Origin of the sequence: Nostoc sp. CENA543, from assembly GCF_002896875.1 — a bacterium.
Lineage (GTDB): Bacteria > Cyanobacteriota > Cyanobacteriia > Cyanobacteriales > Nostocaceae > Trichormus.
The window spans coordinates 3,113,884-3,134,249 of record NZ_CP023278.1; the positions used below are offsets into that span (position 1 = coordinate 3,113,884).

12 protein-coding genes are annotated in these 20,366 nt (G+C 41.5%); 1 reads left to right on the forward strand and 11 read right to left on the reverse strand.

Features of this window, described 5'->3' with window-relative positions; genetic code table 11:
- Positions 1-52: 52 nt before the first annotated feature.
- From CLI64_RS12820 to CLI64_RS12840, 5 genes are all read right to left on the reverse strand, one after another.
- Positions 53-6,445, reverse strand: coding sequence for a response regulator (locus CLI64_RS12820; protein WP_103137593.1), 6,393 nt, complete (start codon positions 6,443-6,445; stop codon positions 53-55).
- A gap of 148 nt (positions 6,446-6,593) precedes the next feature.
- Positions 6,594-9,482: a methyl-accepting chemotaxis protein gene (locus CLI64_RS12825; protein ID WP_103137594.1), complete on the reverse strand. Its 2,889-nt coding sequence runs from the start codon at positions 9,480-9,482 to the stop codon at positions 6,594-6,596.
- A 16-nt stretch (positions 9,483-9,498) separates the two neighbouring features.
- Entirely contained in the window at positions 9,499-10,029 is a 531-nt protein-coding gene (locus CLI64_RS12830; protein WP_103137595.1) for a chemotaxis protein CheW, read from the reverse strand.
- 13 nt (positions 10,030-10,042) lie between these two features.
- Positions 10,043-10,408, reverse strand: a complete 366-nt coding sequence (locus CLI64_RS12835) for a response regulator transcription factor (RefSeq protein ID WP_103137596.1) — start codon at positions 10,406-10,408, stop codon at positions 10,043-10,045.
- Between the two features lie 214 nt (positions 10,409-10,622).
- Positions 10,623-11,762: a response regulator gene (locus CLI64_RS12840; RefSeq protein ID WP_103137597.1), complete on the reverse strand. Its 1,140-nt coding sequence runs from the start codon at positions 11,760-11,762 to the stop codon at positions 10,623-10,625.
- A gap of 468 nt (positions 11,763-12,230) precedes the next feature.
- Between CLI64_RS12840 and hmpF the strand changes: the two genes are divergently transcribed.
- Complete coding sequence (gene hmpF, locus CLI64_RS12845) at positions 12,231-13,982, forward strand: pilus motility taxis protein HmpF (protein WP_103137598.1); 1,752 nt, start codon at positions 12,231-12,233, stop codon at positions 13,980-13,982.
- Between the two features lie 76 nt (positions 13,983-14,058).
- Here hmpF and tilS read toward each other — a convergent pair whose 3' ends face one another.
- The 6 genes from tilS to CLI64_RS12875 form a co-directional block, all read right to left on the reverse strand.
- On the reverse strand, positions 14,059-15,117 hold the full coding sequence (gene tilS / locus CLI64_RS12850) for a tRNA lysidine(34) synthetase TilS (protein WP_103137599.1): 1,059 nt from the start codon (positions 15,115-15,117) through the stop codon (positions 14,059-14,061).
- Positions 15,118-15,156: 39 nt separating this feature from the next.
- Positions 15,157-15,486, reverse strand: a complete 330-nt coding sequence (locus tag CLI64_RS12855; RefSeq protein WP_103137600.1) for a KGK domain-containing protein — start codon at positions 15,484-15,486, stop codon at positions 15,157-15,159.
- Positions 15,487-15,659: 173 nt separating this feature from the next.
- A complete protein-coding gene (locus CLI64_RS12860; protein WP_225977609.1) occupies positions 15,660-15,962 on the reverse strand; it encodes a XisI protein in 303 nt (100 codons plus the stop codon).
- Between the two features lie 106 nt (positions 15,963-16,068).
- On the reverse strand, positions 16,069-17,124 hold the full coding sequence (ccsB, locus tag CLI64_RS12865) for a c-type cytochrome biogenesis protein CcsB (protein ID WP_103140701.1): 1,056 nt from the start codon (positions 17,122-17,124) through the stop codon (positions 16,069-16,071).
- Positions 17,125-17,375: 251 nt separating this feature from the next.
- Entirely contained in the window at positions 17,376-19,073 is a 1,698-nt protein-coding gene (locus tag CLI64_RS12870; protein ID WP_103137601.1) for a DUF3352 domain-containing protein, read from the reverse strand.
- 634 nt (positions 19,074-19,707) lie between these two features.
- Positions 19,708-20,328 carry a chorismate lyase gene (locus tag CLI64_RS12875; RefSeq protein WP_103137602.1) on the reverse strand — a complete coding sequence of 207 codons (621 nt, stop codon included), beginning with the start codon at positions 20,326-20,328 and terminating at the stop codon, positions 19,708-19,710.
- Positions 20,329-20,366: the final 38 nt, after the last annotated feature.

Here is a 20,366-nt window from a genome sequence, read left to right on the forward strand (position 1 = left end):
GCAATTTCCCCATTTCATCCCAATTTTACCGACACACTAGTATAGCGATAAATTAACTACCACTACTATTTACTAATTTTTCACCTTTCAACATCCGCACGGCAGCTTCTAGTAAGGCTTCTTCTAGGTAGGGTTTTGTAAAGTAGCCACTAGCACCTAACTGAATCGCCATCTGGCGGTGTTTATCCGCACCCCGTGAGGTGAGCATAGCAATGGGTAAGTGGTTGAGATTTGGGTCTTTTTGAATGCGTGAGAGCAACTCCAGACCGTCGCAACGGGGCATTTCAATATCACAGAAGACGATATCACAAGGCAACCCAGACCGGAGTTTATCCCAAGCCTCTTGACCGTCCCGCGCCTGTTCCACACGATACCCAGCTTTGTTAAAGGTGAGTGAGAGCAATTCCCGGACTGTAATTGAGTCATCAACGATAAGTACAGTGGGGTCAATTTTCTCAGCCTGAACCTCTGGCACAATGGGAGTAGATGCTTGTTGCCAAGGTGCGCCTCCACTGTGTTTAGACATCCGTCCTTGGAAGATGTCAATGAGTTCCAGTACGTCAGCAATCGGCATAATGCGACCATCACCCAAAACCGTCGCACCCGCCACCCCAATGGGTTTGGGTGCAGGGCCTTCAAATTGCTTGATTACAATTTCCTGTTCGCTTAAAACTTGGTCTATTTGAAGAGCCAACAAAGTATTTGCCGATCGCACCACCACCACAGAAACCATATCATCATCTCGATTACCGCCGTAAACATTACCGCGACTGAGTTGGCGATTAAAGGTCAACAATTCTTTCAAAGGACGGAATGGCAGGATAGTATCGCGCCAGGAAATATAGGATTGTCCCTCAGCGTTTTTCTGGATATTTTTGATGGGGATATCAAGAGTGTCTTCCACACCATCCATCGGGAAAGCCACCCTCGCTTTATCGGAAACACAACATAAAGCTTTACAAATACTTAAGGTGAGTGGCAAACGAATGGTAAAGGTTGTTCCTTTACCTAGAGTAGAATCAGTATTTACTATGCCGCGAATTTCACTAATTTCGGAACGCACCACATCCATCCCGACACCACGACCAGAAATTTCATCGGCTTCGTCTTTGGTGCTAAATCCAGCTTGGAATAATAGATCATAGATTTCCAAACGGGACATTGCTTTTGCTTGGGCTTGTGTAATGAGGCCTCGTTTCAAGGCTAGAGTTTTAATCTTGTCTGTATCAATACCTGCCCCATCATCACCCACAGAAATTACTGTTTGATTACCTTGGTGGAATGCACGGATAGTAATAATACCTCCAGGTACTTTACCAGCTGCTTGTCTGATATCAGGTGTTTCAATTCCGTGGGCGATCGCATTGTTGAGCATATGGGTCAACGGGTCGGTGAGATGATCTAAAATCATCTTGTCAATTAAGGTGTCGCCACCTTCAATCATTAATTCCACCTGTTTACCATACTTGATGGCATTGTCTCGCACGCCACGCCGCAAACGATCAATTGTCTGAGAAAAAGGAACCATGCGCGCGCGTGTGAGTCCTTCTTGCAGTTGACTTGTTACCTGACGGAACTGTCGCGCCACTCGCTCAGTTTCTTCTGTCACGAAGTCAATGTCACTAGCTGACTCACGGACTCTCACAATCAACTCGATCATTTCCTGAGACAGTGTGTGGAAAGGAGTAAAGCGATCCATTTCCAGTTCACTAAAACCCCTATCGGAATCAGAGTCTTCACTGTGGAAAGACGTTTCCCTGGCTTTACGACTACGTAACAAAGATGATTCCAAAAGCGATCGCTCATACAATTCTTGCATTCTTGCTCCCACATCTGAGAGCTGTTGCACTTGCACTAACAAATTATCTAAAGACTGTCGCAACCTTTCATGATCCTGTTCTAAAGTATTGCGATTAACTACCAATTCACCCACTAAGTTACTCATGTCATCCAGTTGCTTGACTGGAACTTTCATAGTTTCTTCAAATTTCGCCTGGCGACGATTAGAAGAACGCTGTAATTTGGCAGGTGGTTGTTTTACTGGTGTTGACTGAGATATAGTTTGATCTGCTTGTGCCAGCAATTGTTCCAAATCGCTAAACTCATCTTGCACTACTGGCAATACACTTGGATTGCTAGGAGTAGCTGGAGTAAATTTTGGTGCATCAGTTGAAATTACTTCTGGTTTTACTACATTTTCTTTTGGTGGAATATCTTCTTCCCCTAACAATGCTTCTAATGCTGCAAAATCATCGTCTTGAATAGCATTAATATCATTATTGGGAGATGATTCCATCTCTAATAATGCTTCTAAATCAGCGAATTCGTCTTCCTTATTACTGTCTGTTTGTGTTTCTGAAGCAATTCCATTTATCGAATTAATAACCCCTATTTCATCCTCAAACAACCCTGATTGACCTAGTTCTTCTTCAGAGTTATTATCTGGATTTTCATTAATTAATTCATTACTAGGCGTTGATTCACTAGTAGTAGATAAATCACCAAAATCTAAATCCGATGTTGTCTCATCTAAGGTGGTTAATAATTCATCATCTAGATTGAGATTGTCTGATGTGTCTTGAATCGTTGTCTGTGTTAGTTCACTAGAGGGAACAGATAAATCACCAAAATCTAAATCCGATGTTGTCTCATCTAAGGTGGTTAATAATTCATCATCTAGATTGAGATTGTCTGATGTGTCTTGAATCGTTGTCTGTGTTAGTTCAATGCTAGGAGTAGAGAAATCACCAAAATCTAAATCAGATGTTGTCTCATCTAAGGTGGTTAATAATTCATCATCTAGATTGAGATTGTCTGATGTGTCTTGAATCGTTGTCTGTGTTAGTTCACTAGTGGGAACAGATAAATCACCAAAATCTAAATCAGATGTTGTCTCATCTAGGGTGGTTAATAATTCGTCATCTAGATTGAGATTGTCTGATGTGTCTTGAATCGTTGTCTGTGTTAGTTCACTAGTGGGAACAGATAAATCACCAAAATCTAAATCCGATGTTGTCTCATCTAAGGTGGTTAATAATTCGTCATCTAGATTGAGATTGTCTGATGTGTCTTGAATCGTTGTCTGTGTTAGTTCACTAGTGGGAACAGATAAATCACCAAAATCTAAATCAGATGTTGTCTCCTCTAAGGTGGTTAACAATTCGTCATCTAGATTGAGATTTTCTGGTATGTCTTGAATCGTTGTCTGTGTTAGTTCAATGCTAGGAGTAGAGAAATCACCAAAATCTAAATCAGATGTTGTCTCATCTAAGGTGGTTAACAATTCGTCATCCAGATTGAGATTGTCTGATGTGTCTTGAATCGTTGTCTGTGTTAGCTCACTAGGAGTAGATAAATCACCAAAATCTAAATCAGATGTTGTCTCATCTAGGGTGGTTAATAATTCGTCATCTAGATTGAGATTGTCTGATGTGTCTTGAATCGTTGTCTGTGTTAGTTCACTAGTGGGAACAGATAAATCACCGAAATCTAAATCAGATGTTGTTGCATCTAGGTTGGTTAACAATTCGTCATCTAGATTGAGATTTTCTGGTATGTCTTGAATCGTTGTCTGTGTTAGTTCAATGCTAGGAGTAGAGAAATCACCAAAATCTAAATCAGATGTTGTCTCATCTAGGGTGGTTAATAATTCCTCACCCATATCTAGATTGAGATTTTCTGGTATGTCTTGAATCGTTGTCTGTGTTAGTTCAATGCTGGAAGTAGATAAATCGCCAAAATCTAAGTTAGGAGCTTCTGCAAATGGGGTATCGAAAATGTTATCAATAGTTCCCTGGTTAACATCATCAGTAATTTCATCAATAACAATATCTGTTAATTCACTAATCGGAATAGCCCATTCCTCTAGATTAGTTGTGGGTAATTCATTTTGTATAGCTAGTAAATTCGCAGCTAAATCAGATGCTCCACTCTCATCAGTATCAGAAAATTCAATATTTGTATCTAGATCAATAGCTATATTCGTTACAAGTTGTGCATCTTGCTCCTGTTGGAAATTGAGATCATTCGTTGAGCTGAATAAACCATCATCTGCTGGCTCTAGATTTTCCAGAATAACATCAGAACCATCATTACCTGTAAATACATCAACATCTAAGTCAGCAAATGATATTGGACTTTCTATTGCAGATGTTTCTGCTAGCTGATTATTCAAATCAGAAATGAACTGTAAAACTTCTGCGGACTGAGATAATTCTGGTTTTTCTATTTGAGAATTATCACTATTAACATGAGTCTCTGTAAGGGAGGCACTGTTTGTTAAATCTGCTGTTAAGATGATATCTATATCTTCTTGAGACTGGAAGAAAGTTGCATCTAAGTCAACTGATCCGAAATCTTCTACACCTGAATTTCTAGAATCTTCATCACCAGGGAAAATTTCACCAGCCGCAGCAAATAAACTCTCTTCTAACTCTTTTCCTATCTCATGTTCACCTACAGATGATAATAAATGTTCTGTTTCTCCTAAATTTTCATCTAAATTGTGACTAGGTGCAGTAAACTCTAATACCGTAATGGGCTGTTCATCAAATAAATTGTTAACTGTTTCTAATGTATTGGCAGATAGTTGATTATCAGGTTCTAAATTTCCAAATAAATTTTCTAATTCTAGATTTTCTGACGATGTTTTTACTTGTTCTTCTTGTGGAAGAATAAGATTAGCTTGCTCAAATGTGCCAGTATTTATTTCTGGTTCTATAAATAAATTATCGAAATCATCTGATAGGTTATTTAGTTCCGGTAAATCAGGAATGATTTCGTGTTCTGGAATGTTGTTATGATCATGATTTAAGGCGCGATCAGCTACGCTGGGCAGAACGCGATCGCCTGCTGTAATTGCCAGAAAATCGTCGATGTCATCATCTGATGTGAGTTCTGGCAATATTTGCTCATTTGTAGCTGCTGTTGGCGATTTTTCTGGCTCTGATAGATCTTCTCCAAAGAATAACCCGAAGTCTTCATTTTTAGTTGTGCTAGTTGCAGACTCCTGATCATCTCCTTCTAATGAGAGAAAATCGTCTATATCATTATCAAATTCTTGAATAATAGTCTCACTAATATCTGCCCCTAATTCACTAGATTCTGCAATCTCTACAACCTCATCTGTTTGCCAACTTTCATCTAGTTCTGGTGTTTCACCTTCAAATAAATCAGCTAAGGTATTTAACTCAGCTAATCCCACTTCTGGGCCATTCGTCTCTATTGTGGCACTATGAGCAAATGGTGTAGTTTCGTTTTCCCAGAACAGATTACCAGTAATCTCGTTTTCAGGCACAGGTTGTTCTGTGGGGATTTGTACCTCTGCTGCAAAATTTAGCTGTTCGGAGACTTCAGTTAAACTAGTGACTCTATCTGCTGATATATCGATAGTATGATCCCTAGCAAAATCCTCAGTTGAGTCTGAAGAGATTTCATGAGGTACAGATGTAGAATCGTTGTTCGTTGATGTTGCTAGTGATGGTATGACGGCGGCTGGTACATCACCTAGCAGATTTTGAGCCACTTCGATTAAAGCAGTGTCTGGAGAATCCCAAAGTGCTTCTAGTTGTTGGCTAATAGTAATATCAGTTTCTCTACCTTGCAGCACTAACTCTTGTGCTTGTTTAATCTCTGTAATGACAATCTTTGCTAAGGTGATATAGCTATTTTCCGTATTCCCAATAGCAGTGGTTGCGGCTTTACATAAATTGCACCAATTAGATAAATTCCAAGTTTGACCTAGTACAACTAACTGCTGACAGCATTGCTGGAGATTTTGACGAGATTCTGGTGTTGCTGTTTGTTTAAACAACTGCAACATTTCCCGCAGTGTTTGTAGAACCTGGGCTTGAAATTCACTCCAACGATCATTCCCTGTAGCTGTCACTGGTTGGTGTGCAGGAGTGTTGTCTGCGGGAGTCGGAGTCGCTACATTTTGACCGAAAATGATGGCTGTGAGGGTACTGACACTATCTGCGGCAGTTGGTTGATTGACATTTGATGTGTCTACTCCAGCATCGGCTTGCTGCACTAATAGTTCTAGATGCTGATTCAGCCATTGGAATACCGGTTCTGTCTCAGACATCAAGGTATTAGCCGTTTCTTCCGACAGTCCGAAGGGGCCGCTTAACTGTTCGAGTAGGGCTTTGAGAGTGTCAGATACACCAAGGAATAATGATTCTAGTTTTTGATCAACCTGAATCGGATTTTCCTTGAGAACTTTAAAACAATCTTCTAGACGGTGGGCGGTATGCTGAATGCTAGTTAAGCCCAGCATGGCTGCACCACCTTTAATAGAGTGTGCGGCGCGGAAAACTTCGTTAATCAGTTCTGGGTCATTTAAGGTACTTTGAAGATTGAGCAACCCCTGTTCAATGGTGTTGAGGTGGTCTCTGGCTTCTTCAATAAAGTAGCCTAAAATTCGCTGTTGTTGTTCAGGCAGCATAGTTTTTTAGTCAATAGTCAATAGTCGTTAGTCATCTGTCAATAGTCATTAGTAGTTAGTCACCGCTTATTGGAGTTGTTAGTCATCAGTCAATAGCCAATTATGTAAACTTTGAACTTTTGACTTTGGACTTTGAACTATTGACTAATTACTTTGTTTGCATGGTGTCTACCCGGAAACGTTCTACAGAAGCAATCAAGTCACGGGATACACCCACTAAGTTTTGTAGTGCGCCGGAAACTCGTTGTGCTTCTTGGGATGTTTCTTGGGCTGTGAGTTCTACTGATTGCATTACCTGGGCAACAGCACGGGAGGTTTCCGTCTGTTCTACGGTGTCGCTGGTAATTGAGCGCACTAAGCCATCAATGCGATTTGCTACTTGAATGATATTTTCGAGCGATCGCTTGGCTTCTTCAGCTAGTTTTGTGCCTTTAATTACCTGTTGTGTACCTTCTTCCATTGCGGTCATTACTGAGCCTGTTTCGCTTTGGATTTGCATCACGATTTGCTCAATTTCTTTTAAGGATTTGGCTGATTTATCCGCTAACTGACGGACTTCATCTGCCACAATGGCAAACCCCCGTCCCGCTTCTCCGGCTCTCGCTGCCTCAATACTGGCATTGAGTGCCAGTAAGTTGGTGCGGGAGGCAATTTGAGAGATTAAGGCCACAATCTTGGAAATTTCTTGGGAGGATTCCGCTAATCGTTTCACCTTACGGGTAGTTTCAGCTACAGTTTCCCGAATTTCCAAAATCCCCGCCACGGTGTTTTCTACAGCTTCACCGCCTTTGAGCGCGATCGTACTGGCATCACGGGCTACAGCTTCGGCTTCTCGTGCCGCTTCTGCCACCCGTTGAATTGAGTCAGTCATCACCTGCACAGAATTTAAAGTGACTGCTAATTCTTCAGCTTGTCTTAAAGCATCACTAGATAAGGCGGTAGCAAAGGTTTCCGAGTTGGTTGCACCCTTGGTTACTTCCTTGGCGGCGACTGTTACCTGCTGCACAATATCCCGCAGGTTTTGAATTGTGAGGTTAAAGGCATCGGCTACCGCGCCCAATACGTCGGCTGTTACTTCTGCTTGGACTGTTAAATCCCCTCTAGCTGCGCCTTCTACGTCGTCCAAGAGGCGAATTACTTGGCGTTGTAGGTTTTCTTTCGCTTCTTCTTGTTCATCAGCTTTGCGTTGCGCTTCAAAGGTGGTAGTTAAAATTACCCGCGCCATCTCATTAAAGCCAGCCGCTAATTGTCCTAGTTCATCTTCGGAATATACCGTGGCTTGCACATTCAAATTACCGTGGCGCACAGCATCAAATTGGGCTTGCAAATCCTTGGTAGTGCGGCGCATTTGCTTGAGGGTGAGATTACCCATAAAAGCAGCCGTGGCAAAACCTGTGATCCCTGCGGCTAGGGACATTGCCCAACCAGTATTGCGTACTGTTTCCCGTTGTTGGGGAGGGGAAAAACTTGTGGATGCAAAGCTGACTGTTGCCACTACCAAAGCGGAGAACACGCCCACCGCTCCCCCAACTAACCAAGGTTTGGCATCGAGGCTAGCATTTTCTAAGGGAGCTAACCAGCCTTGCTCAGTGCTGACTTGGGGTTCGACTTTGGCGACATCCGCTTGGGTAAATACGGGTACTGATTCTTGCGAACCAGTGATGCTAAAGAGTTCTTCATCGCGATCGCTCGCTGGATTCGTGATAGGTTCTACTTTAGGCTGGGCAATACTACCAAGTTCCGCAGAATTGGAAAGCATCACATCACTAAAGCTAGAATCGGCATCAGCCAGATCAAATCCTGGAATACTACCTAAATCATCAAATTCATCAAAGTCGTCTAAAAATTCGATATTACTTTTGGCATTATCTTTATTGAGGATACTGCTAGGATCTTCATCCTCTGCCATACTTTCTGAACCAAAAGCTGACTCAAAGGCTTCAAAATCGAAACTTTCATCAATATCGAAAGTTTGCATTTCTGGCTTAACTTCCTCTGAATATGACTGTTCCACTGGAGAGAACTTACCATTCATCTGTGAGGGAGCCTGGAAGGATTCTTCTTGATCAGCGATTTTTTCTAACCAAGCTGCACTAGAGTCAGGAATCGAGATATCATTATCCTCTGTTGATGTCAGACTTTCTGGAATTTCCTCCTGCTCTAAGGACAAATTCTCTCTCAGTTGTTCCTCTGACTCAGTTGATATTTCTCCCTCTGTGGAATTGAAGAATTCCGCCGCTTTGTATTGTCCATTGAGATTGGCGGATGTCTCAAATTCTCCAAAGGGTGAATCGATAACATTGTGGTCTTCAGGTGTAGACTCTAAGCTACTATCTAAAAAATTAGCATCCGTTTGTAACTCTTCAAAACTATCTGTTGATGCTTCTTCTTGCCAAAAAACAGGTAATTCTAATTCTCCTAACCCTTCTGAGGCGGAGATATCTAAATTCTGCTCATCTGCTGACTCATCTACCGCAAAAGGATCATCATTCATCGGCAGTGTCGATACTGGCACTGATGGTGATCCCAGGGTATCTGTAGGAATTTCAAAGGGGTTTTCTAGGGCAATTTCTGCGGCATTGACAGCTTGGTTAGTTTCCAAACCATTTAAATCAAAGCCACTGAGATCAAAACTATCGATAGCTCCTAAATCTTCTAATTCTGATGATGCCAATTCTAGAGAATCAGATGTACTTGCGATATCAATTGATTCAGGAGAATCAAGTGATTCTAGAGAATCAAGTGGCTCTACGATTAGTTGTTGATATTGGCTAATATTCTCTAAACTCTTTTGTGCTACCCCAATCAATTCAAAATCATCAGTTAATTCCAAAACTTTTTGATATTCTACTTCTGCTATATCGTATTGTTGCAAAACATAGTAGATGTGACCCCGCAATAAATGGGAGTTCGGGTCATCTGGGACATTCTGCACCACCTGATCGATTAAAGTAGCGGCAACTTCATAGTTTTGTTCCGCGTAGGCTGTGTAAGCCTGTTGATATGTTTCGACGTAATCTTCTATACTCGCTGCCATTTCCTCCCTCCCAATATCATCCTGCCCACCGCGCACTCCGCAAAATTGCCATCGGATCTAGTAGCCTTAGACACTGATTGTTCTTCGGGTCTAATAGCCACTCTCCACGCAAAAAGGGAGTCATGGTATCCGGTATGTTGGTAGGTGGCATCAGATTTTGAACATCCAGCCAATCCATACCACCAATTGCATCCACTGCTAAACCGACAATAGTGTCTTGTTCTTGCACAGCAATTACCGAAATCTCTGCTTTGTCTGTGTTTAAAGGAGTTGCTTCCCCTAAAAATTGACCCAAATCGGCTACCCAAATTACTCGACCTCGTAGATTTAGAGTACCCAAAAGTAAAGGAGAAGCATTAGGAATCGGGGTAATTCTATCAGGACTTAATTCCATAACTTCTCGGATACCAGTTGCGGGTAGTGCAAACTCCTGATGCGAGGGAATGTAAAACCGCAAATGTAACTCACCTTCAGGACTTTCTACTTGAAATTCAGGACGAAAGTGATCTTGACCACTGCCATTTAAAAAGTCCGGTTTGCTAACCATATTGTGTTCGTCCTTACCCTCGCAGCAGTTGTTTGACTGTTCCCACCAACTCGGTTGGTTGAAACGGTTTAGCTATGTAAGCATCCGCCCCTTGTTTCATCCCCCAGTAGCGGTCAAATTCTTCTCCTTTAGAAGAACACATGACGACGGGAACGTTTTGAGTTTTGGGGTCTGACTTTAATCGCCGACAAACTTCGTAGCCATTCATGCGGGGCATGACAATATCTAAAACCACCAGATCAGGAGGTTCAGTTTGAATTGACTCCAATGCTTCTAGTCCGTCAGTGGCATGGGTGACTTTTAAACCACTGGCTTTCAGGAGGTCTGTAATCATCTCCCTTTGGGCAAGACTGTCTTCCACAATTAAAACTGTACTCATAAATGGCTATCTACCTCCTGGTGTAGACGTTCCTGTTTGGAACATTCCCTGCTCTCCCTGCAAATAGTTACTGTATAAATTCAATCTAATATTTCACTAAGTTGAGTGGATAATAACTGTACTCCGAGAGTTGGTTGATTCTGTGATAACATTTTTTACCCCATCTTTTATGGGATCAACAAGTGTTGTATTGAGTTTATTTCGTCACACCAGATCAAATATTGAGATATTTGTTGAGCAAAATTAGTAATTCCTTATTCTCAAAGGGTTTTGTTAATAGGTCTGTGAAACCGGCCATCTTCGCCTTAACTCGATCTATAAATTTATCTTTACTAGTGAGCATAATCATCGGTATATACCGAAATGCTTGAGATTGTCGCAGCATGGCACACATCTCATAAATACTTAGTTCTGGTATGGTAGTGTCACATAAAATCATTTGGGGCTGGAGTTGAAAAGTTAAACTCAGTGCTTCTGAGGGATGGGTGAGGGTGATAACTTCGTAATCTTGTGGAGGCAAAATAGACTCTACCGTCTCTCCACTAGTTTGGCTCTGATCAATACATAATATTTTCATTTTTGCCCTCTCCTGGGCTGGTAATTGGGAATCAGTGGTTTGTGGGTATGTGAGTTTGAGCCAGCCTTGTTGGATGTATGGATATATTGTCTTGGCCACTGTCAAAATATCACGATCAAGATATCGACTTAGTTGACGTAAGGAAGTTTGACCATCTGCCCATTGCTTGAGTTTATTGACTGTGTTGATGGGTAATGAGGAATAGAGATGCACAGTTTCGGCTAGTATTGGCAGTTGTTCTGGCGATTCAATGTATGGATACAATAGTTTCCATTCTTGTAATTGTTGGATAGTTTTGGCGATTAAGGGCGCAATTTCCCAACTCGTTAATTGTGGAGTTAGGGGTGTATCGGTATGAAAAATAAAATTACCCCGATATAAACTCAACAAATCAAACAGGCTCTCACACAGTAACCGATAAAGAATGACCTGTGCTTGTTGGGGATTGATGATATTTTTCTCTATAAGCATCCAAACGTATTCATATTCTGAAGTATCTTCTATGTTCAAATCGTCTATGTGTTCATAAGCAGATAATTCCCCACGATACGGACGTAAGTAATCATGAATTTGTGACAAATTATTATGCCCTGCTTGGGAATAAATAATTTGACCATTCTGGAAAAATATCAACCAATTTTTCGGGTTACTTGGTGGAGATACTTGACCATATTGGTAAGAGTCGTGGCTTTCTATGAACAGTTGTCCAGTTCGCTGTCCTAGTTCAATTAATTGCAGGATGCTGCGAATATCAAGTTCTTGTAAATTTCCCTGCATTGAATCTCAGTAGCTCCTTTGAATGAAATTGCCAGTCGGTGCTGTTGGAAGTAGTTGCAAATGGCAATAAAAAAAATCCGTCTTGCCCTACACCCTTACACCCTTACACCCTTACACCCTTTGTTTAAACTCTTGATTTTTAATCACCATGTGTCAATTAATAAGATGATTTCTTTTGCTTTGTTGTACTAGTTTTGATCAGGGAATGATTTCAGCTATAAACCGTAAATTTTCTTAATAGTTTTAGATAAAGTTAGTGATAACACGGAAGTCATCATAACTGTCATCAGTACAAAATATAAAGGCACGATCAGATCGCTGCTATGGATATGCAGACGTGAAATGAAGCGTCTATAAATAGGTTTGTTTGTTTTGTTTGACTCAAGTTGGGTAAATAAGACAAGTTAGCAGAATTATCTAAAAGTATATTTTCAAACAAAAATATCACGTACCAAGAGGAATATCGGTGTGCTGTATTTAGCGGAAGTACAAAAGCAGAAAGGCGGCTTACTGGGTGGTAATTCCAAAACTGAATTGAAACTGCTAGCTTGTCAAAGAACCGACCAGAATTGGAGTCCTGTGTCGGAGGAAATTATCCCTGCTGAAGAAGCCAGCAAATTAAATGATGGCGCACTGGTTTTGGTGGAAGTCAATCCCAATCGCCAAGTCCAGAGACTGCAAGAAGCTGGTAGGCCATTGGTAAATATTTTGCAAAATTTTTCCCGTCAGTTGGAAAAATATAAGCTCAAGGAAGACGAAATTGATCAATGGAAGGAATCACTGACATTTCAGGCGCAGGAGTTAAATCGCCGTGAAATGGATATGGAAGTGCGCTTAGAACAGTTGCACAATATGGAGGAGGAGTTTCAACGTTTAGAAACACAACAACAAGAAGTTGAAACCTCTCGTGAGAAAATTGAACAGTTACAAGCGGAAATTGACCGTAATCGTCAGGAATTAGAAGGTGCTTGGGAGCATCTGCGGGGTGAGCAGCGACGCTTGGAGGAGCGTCTGCAAGAGGGTGGAGTATTAGACGCGACGCAAAGTCAGAAGATGAGCGAGTTACTGGAACGCTTATCTAGCCGTGTTGCTCCTATAGAAATCTTGCGCGAACATCTACACGCCGCCCAAGAAATTGTCGAAAAGCAGCAGGCTACGCTCAATCCCCATTGGGAAAAATTTCAACAAGAAAAAACAACAGCTCAAGAAAAGCAACAAGAAGTTGAAAAACTAGAAAAAACAGTGAGCGATCGCCAAAATGAATGGCAACAAGCACAACACATTTTAGAGCAACAAACAGCCCAATTGAAAGTCAATACGGCTGCGATCGCCAGTAAGCAAGAACTGATGCAAATCCTCAAACAACAGTTGCAATCTCAAGATGAGTTATACCAACAACTTTATGCTGTAGCTGCAACTTCTGGTGGTGGTTTACCAGGACAACAAATTGATGTGCAGGCTCTAGAAAATATGCCTCTAGCTGAACTGCAAAAGACTATACAAGATTTATCAGAAAAGTTAGAAATAGACTCTAGTTTTGTTCATGATCAAGAACAAGAACTGACATATAAACAACAAACCATAGAACAATTAAAACAAAAAATCAGTCAAGCATCCGGTCAAGATGTCAGTAATTTACAGGAAGAATTAGCCGATGAACAAGACCTTTATCAGATGCTCAATGAGACTTTAGTCGGACAAAGACGCAATTTATTAATGCGGCAAAAGTTGATTAAACAACACCAAAACATTCTCCTCAAGCGACAAGGTCAGGCGGTTGCTAACAGTGATCAAGAAAACAACATTGACTTTAGCCCCATTCTTTCACAACTAGAAAATCAACGACAACAACAATCCCAAGAACTGCAAAAATTGGAACGGGAAGTTGAGCAAATGCAAGCTGCACTGGAATTAGACCACGGCATGATTGATAATCAAACCCACAATATCCAAGAACAGCAGCAAGAATTGAAAACAATGGAAGAAAATCTTCGTTCCTTACAAAAGGCTAGTGCTGAGTGTTGGGGACGAGTCAACCTTTATCAAGAAGCACTGCAACCAATTCAAGACCGTCTAGACGAAATCAAACAAAAACTACAAAGCATCGGTGAATCTCTGGGTCAAATTCAAGAAACTAGTGATCATCAACTGCAAACAATCACAGAAATTCGTCACACCATCGGCGGTTTACTCTCTCAACCAGAGTTGTTGGCTTCTTAGGGCATAGGGAATAGGGCATTGGGCATGGGGTATTGGTTTATTCTCATCTGCTACCTTGTCCCCTTGTCCACCTTGTCTACCTTGTCCCCAGTCCCCAGTCCCCAGTCCCTAATATTATCCATTCACCTTGGACTTGAGCGATCGCACCACCAGGAAAGGGATCGGTTTGTGAACGGTTGGGCGCGGTAACTAAGGCTGTTAATTTCTCGATATGCTCAAAATTGGGGGCATCGGGAAGGATTTTTTGTAACACCTGACGCATTACCCGCCGTTGTATTGCCAATGGTGCTGTTTGCAATACCCGACGATTTAAACGTAGCTGTAAAAAATTTTCTTCATCTTCTTTCCCCACTCCCCTGCCCCCTGCCCCCTGCCCCCTGCCCAGTCCCCAGTCTCCCATCACCTCTTCCCGCAACTGCTGGGCTGCTTGTTCTAAATATTCCACATCGGCTTGTAGTAGTTCGGCGGTTTGGGCGATGGCTAATTCGGCTTGGGGGTTAAAGTTTTGTTGTAGATATGGAATTAATTCTTGGCGGATACGGTTACGGGCATATTTTAAATCTTGGTTGGTGGAATCTTCCCAAATTGGCAAGTTAAAATCTTGACAAAACTGCTGTGTTTGCTTGCGGGTAACTTCCAATAGGGGACGCACTAACACAATTTTCTCAGTTAGGGGACGTTGCCAAGTGAGTGCTTGTAAACCGTCTGCACCAGTTCCCCGCGTTAAGTTGTAAAGGAGAGTTTCGGCGCGATCGCTGGCGGTGTGACCTGTGAGAATATATTGGTAGTTGTGAGCTTGGGCGATCGCTAGAAAAGTTTGATAACGCCAATCACGGGCTGCTGCTTCTGTGTTTACTGGTTGAGTAGCTGTTGCTAAATAAAAAGATACACCCCAATTTTTAGCCAGATTTTCTACGTGATAGGCATTGGCTTGGGAATCTTCACGCCAACGATGATCACAATGAATAATCCCTAAATCCCACTGCCATTTAGTTTGTAAATCTAACAGTAATTTCATTAAACACAGGGAATCTTGCCCACCGGAAACTGCTACTAACAGGCGTGTCTGGCGATTTAATAAGTGGCGCGATCGCAGAGTACGATGTATTTTGGCGTGTAGTGCAGTCCATCCCATTTCCTAAACCCTATTCCCCAATCCCCAATCCCCTATTTATTACCATAATGTTTCCTGATCAATTTGCTTCAGCTGTTGATGAATTTGATAGATTTCGTCTAATGGTGAATCAGGGTCATCAGGACAAAACTCTAACGCTAGTCTGACTTTTCCTTTTACCCATCCTTGTGCGCTAAATTTCAAAACTTCACAACTTAAGCCATCAGTATATAAATCTACTTCGATTGTTTCCTCTGCACTAATATATTCTTTAATTGCTGTAATTAAATCACGAACTTTAAAAGTTTTGGCAATTTCGAGTTTTTTGAAAGTGTCTGGTTCTATACTGACTACTTCATCATGATTTAGTCGCTCAAATCCGTCTGTCATAAGAATATCCCGCAACTAAATTTATATTTTCTGCTGCTGGGGTAGATTATCCGTAATAAAATTATGGATTAATCTTAATCATTTTCAATGGAGACAGATAAGCAGGATTGCCAATGTCGTTTTTAGTGATAAAAAAACCTAAAAATTCAACAGCAGAGTCAACACCATAAACCTTACCTCACTGCAAATTCAGTATAATGTCTGAATTTTGGGGGATCAAATCCCAAAACTATGTCTCGTTTCGGCACACCAAGTTCAACTAATTTATTTGCAATACCAACTTCTGTACCATCCTGTTGAATCCAGATTTTGCTATCAATGATGTCAAGATGCAAAACAGTACCATATATTCGTTTAGAATTATGCCAACCAACATAAACTAATTGATAGTGATCTCGCTCAGTATCAAAAATAGTTTGCGCTTGAATGCTTTCATCCCGTACAAGTTTGGCGTGTTCGTTTAACAGGTTTTGGATATGTTATCTGTATTCATTGATGGTAGCCATTTGATGAGGTGATTTAGCTTATCTAAGTTTAATTATTACAAATCCCCTCTTTGCCAATAAAGAGGGGATAAAACTATTAAAAAAACCAACCGTAAGAATGTAAACCTTTTCCTAAAAGATTCACACCAAGGTAACAAATCCAAACGACAACAAAGCCACTGGCGGCTAAAATTGCTGGGCGGCGACCTTGCCAACCACGGGTAATTCTAGCGTGGAGATAGGCAGCAAATACCAACCAAGTAATTAATGCCCAAGTTTCTTTCGGGTCCCAACTCCAGTAAGAACCCCAAGCTTCATTCGCCCAAACTGCACCAGCAATAATCCCGATGGTGAGTAGAGGGAATCCCAAACCGATGACGCGATAACTAATATTATCGAGGGTTTCTGCGATGCTGAGGCGTTGGGGTGAAAGGGTTGGTGCTGATGTGAGGGTTGAGGCTGGAGTAGGAGTTACTAAGTTTAAAACGGCGGTGTTACCGTTACCGTTGTTATTGCTTTCTAGCCGTGCATAGCCATTGTTTTCTGCTGGTGGTGTTGGGGGTTGTGTAATGAGTTCACCAGCTTTTTGCAGACGGTAGCCGTTGGTACGATAGCCACCGTTACCGAATGAACTACCTTGTAATTGAATATTTTGACCGCGTGTGACAATCAAAAATGCGATCGCTAGCAATGAACCCACCATCAAGGCTGAGTAACTCAACATCATGACGCTAACGTGCATCATCAGCCAATTAGACTTGAGTGCTGGTACTAATGGTTCGGCTACTTGCATTTCTGATGGTAATGTCAATGTAGCAAAAGCAGAAATCCCCATAGCTACAGGGCTGGTGAAAACACCCACTAAGCGGCTACGGCTGGAATTTTCTGCAATTAGATGAATTGTAGTGATTCCCCATGTCAAGAAAAATAGGGATTCATACAAATTACTCAATGGAAAATAGCCAGCCTCTAGCCAACGCGCACCCAGAAGCGTAGCGATGCACAAATTAGCGATCGCCATCCCAGCTGTTCCCAGCGCATTAGTGATGCTGAGATTGGGAAAGGCTGCTCCCACCCAATAAACCAACATGGTGATAAATAAGACAGCAAATGAGGCATTATCTAACCAATTCTGGAGTAAAACCAGATTCATAAAGTGTTCTCCGCAGGGGACTCTTGAAAATTTTAATTCTGACTGTTCTGATCCTATCTGTTTGAGCAAGTCAAAATTCAAAATTCTGATATTGGGGACTGGGGACTGGGCAAGAAATTCTACCTTGTCTACCTTGTCTACCCTGCCCCATACCAATTCACTAAAATCATGAAACAGATACAAATCCAGAAACCCTTGCAAAATATCGATTTCTTAATTTTGAATTTTGAATTTTGAATTTTGAATTGGTATCACCTATCACCTTTCTTCAGTGTGAAAAAAATATCATAGCGAGTGCTGCGGTTATCGCTAACGGCTGATGTCATACCGATGGAACGGGTAGCAGCTAGCAAGGTTTGTTGTTGGGGGAGTAGTCTGGGTAGGGGAAAATTTTTCGCTGTCTGTTCTACGTCTATGTAAAATTGACCGTTTGTGGGATTGGGTTCTGTGGGGACTGTTTGCTGAAATGTTGAGTTGTTAGCGAGGGCAGTGCTGGGTTGAGGCAGAATTTTATCAGTTACGGGCGCACCTATAGATAAAAACGCCACATTTCCATCTAACCAACCGTGGGTAGCTGTAAGTGTCCCAAATGGACTAATCCAATTCACTACGGGTTTATTGGCTACTTTTGTTGATTGAATCTGGAACTGATATTGATTTTTCATCACATCATCTAGCTGTTTGATGGATGTTTCAGCTAATTGGCGTTCCTTGGCTTGCACCATAAATACTAAAGCTGCACGAAAATCTTGCGAAGTTCCAGGTTTGGGAGTTCCAGGAATGATGGATACCGCAAATTCGCCTTTCATCCAACTGAGTAAATCTCTTTCTAAATCCAGAGTAGTTAGGGATTTTACCCCAGTCCGCAGTTGTTCTGGCGTAATGGGGGAGAGAGGATTACCTTGGGAGGTTAAAACATATTCGCTCCACAAACGCTGTAGATTTCCACCAGACAACATCATTAAGGTTTCTGCTGGTACGCGATTTTGCATTGTACCGGCTTGATTCTCGACTGCCAAAACTCTTTGACTACCAGGATTGAGCCAAGACACGCCTTTAATGCGTAATCCCTCTGTTTCTAGTGTCACAGTTCCGGCTAAACCTTGGTTATTTTGTAGTTGGGCTAAAACTTGTGCAGGTAAACGACGGTTGGGGGCTGTGGCGGCTATTTTGGCAGCGTTAGGTATGTTGATGTAAAACTGTGCTAAAGGTTGATAACCAGATATTTTAGGAAAGTTATCGGCAAAGCCGCCGATTGTGGCTAAAGATGTTTTATTTTTGTAAGCTTCTATAGCTCTTTCTGCGGTTTGCGGGTTATCTGTAATTACCAAAAATTTTCCATCTAAAAATGCCGCCGATAAGTTTTCTCCTGGCTGTCCCTCAATTTGTTTGATGTTAATCCCTTGGTAGGTACGGTCAATCCATTTACTTTGGATCAGGGTTTTTGGTTGAGTAAAGACAGTTTGAGCTTTTTGGAGGTTTTTAACTGGTAACACCATCACCATTGATTGGGAACTATCACCAGGGTTGTCAATGGTGGAGACTGGCTTAGAAACTGGTTTATTCATCTGGGGGGCTAAAATTGCCAAGGTAACTTCATCGCCTACCCAGGGTTGAATATCCTGCTCAAAGTTGTAACCGTAATTGGTGAGAAAGCGATCGCGTAACTGAACTAAGCTTTGATTAACTTGCGCTTGTGTTTCTTTCGTGCCGAATTCCTGTAATTTCTGCCATTGTTTGATGTCTGTAGTCAAAGAAACCGCAAACAAAGCATCACTAGGAATAATATTCGCACCTGTCAGTAAGTCTCTATAAAATAACTGACCTTGACTCAAAAACAAGTATGCCGTACTACCTATACCAATTAATAATCCTGCGCCTGAAAGTGTCAGTCTCAAAGAAGATTTCTTTTGTTTCTTCTTTGGAGTAGACAATCTAGGTGATGTCATGAAATCTACACCTCATATTTGCAAATTTCTGATTAGCTTGACTAATTCACTCAAATTAAAAATGTCTATATTTATATAGCAAATAATTTGCTCAGTTTTCCTTCCCTCAAGTCTCATACCACCAGAAAATAGGTAAATGGTAACAGGAAGGAATCTAGAGTTGCATAATCACTGGATGAAATGATACCAGCATAGGAAGCACGATAATTTTACATTACTCAACATAAGTATGTAGCTATTCTCAATTATGTATGAACAGCCGTTTATCCAACTTCTTTGAGAAGCCAAGGATTGCCAAATTTTAATTTGCTAAATAACGCTGATATTTACCGTTGCATTAATTAATTTAAATTAACTGCATTTTGATTCATTGCAACAAAATCATCTTAACTTTTCCCGTTTTGATGAGAGCCTATTTATCAAGTCAGTAGAACGGTGTAGATAATTCAAGGTTTGTAGTGTTCGCGCAAGCGTCTCGTAGAGAGGACTTTAGTCCTCTAATAAGGACTGAAGTCCTTACTACAAACTGGATACCAATCTTTTTACAATGATGCAGGAGTGAACAAAGATGAGCAAATTATTTCTCGTTCTACTCTCCTGCTGTCTCTGCTCACCAAGACGATAGGAGATTTTTTTAGTTAACAGTTTCTAGCTGTGTTGCACCTAAGTATTTTGTTAAATAAGGCGAAAAAACTTCGTAAATTAAAGTTAATGGTTGACCATGATGCCAAAACAAGTAATGGCGACCCCAAAAAGGCCCTTCCACGTTAAATCCGACTTCTAGGGCTGGGGAATAACCGTAATAAATACCACGTACATCTCGATATAATTCGGTACGCAAACGCGCTAGACTAGCCCAAATCGGCAAGGAACGGTTTTGTAAATATTCATCTACATGGCTAGCTTCCCACCACGAAGTAGCATAGGCTAATCTCTGCCCACTAGGAGTGCGTAGCCACACTTGTCGCCGTAGTCTTGGCCCTGGGACTTTGTGAATCAATTCCGGCGCATCATCCAAATCCATGCCAATAAATGACATATCAATGACATCAACTTCTGTCGGCTCACCCGTCAGTAATTCTAGGTGTCTTGTGGGTGAACCGTCACCCAGCAGCAGCATTTGCCAAGCCGGAGCCAGCTGAGTGTGGGGCAAACTTTTTTTAATTACTTCCTCCCCACCTTGCCAAATTGGGGTTAGGCGATGCCACGCGGCTGGTAGTGTTGAGTTGTTACTTGAAGTAAATATTGCAGTCAATGTTCTTTACAAAAGTTCACCTACTTCTATGAAAGCAC

Excerpts from the sequence above, each read along its gene's own strand:
- CLI64_RS12870 (WP_103137601.1), bottom strand. The coding sequence starts at position 19,073 with ATGACATCACCTAGATTGTCTACTCCAAAGAAGAAACAAAAGAAATCT.
- CLI64_RS12825 (WP_103137594.1), bottom strand. The coding sequence starts at position 9,482 with ATGGCAGCGAGTATAGAAGATTACGTCGAAACATATCAACAGGCTTAC.
- CLI64_RS12835 (WP_103137596.1), bottom strand. The coding sequence starts at position 10,408 with ATGAGTACAGTTTTAATTGTGGAAGACAGTCTTGCCCAAAGGGAGATG.
- CLI64_RS12855 (WP_103137600.1), bottom strand. The coding sequence starts at position 15,486 with ATGACAGACGGATTTGAGCGACTAAATCATGATGAAGTAGTCAGTATA.
- tilS (WP_103137599.1), bottom strand. The coding sequence starts at position 15,117 with ATGGGATGGACTGCACTACACGCCAAAATACATCGTACTCTGCGATCG.
- ccsB (WP_103140701.1), bottom strand. The coding sequence starts at position 17,124 with ATGAATCTGGTTTTACTCCAGAATTGGTTAGATAATGCCTCATTTGCT.
- CLI64_RS12820 (WP_103137593.1), bottom strand. The coding sequence starts at position 6,445 with ATGCTGCCTGAACAACAACAGCGAATTTTAGGCTACTTTATTGAAGAA.
- CLI64_RS12840 (WP_103137597.1), bottom strand. The coding sequence starts at position 11,762 with ATGCAGGGAAATTTACAAGAACTTGATATTCGCAGCATCCTGCAATTA.
- CLI64_RS12830 (WP_103137595.1), bottom strand. The coding sequence starts at position 10,029 with ATGGTTAGCAAACCGGACTTTTTAAATGGCAGTGGTCAAGATCACTTT.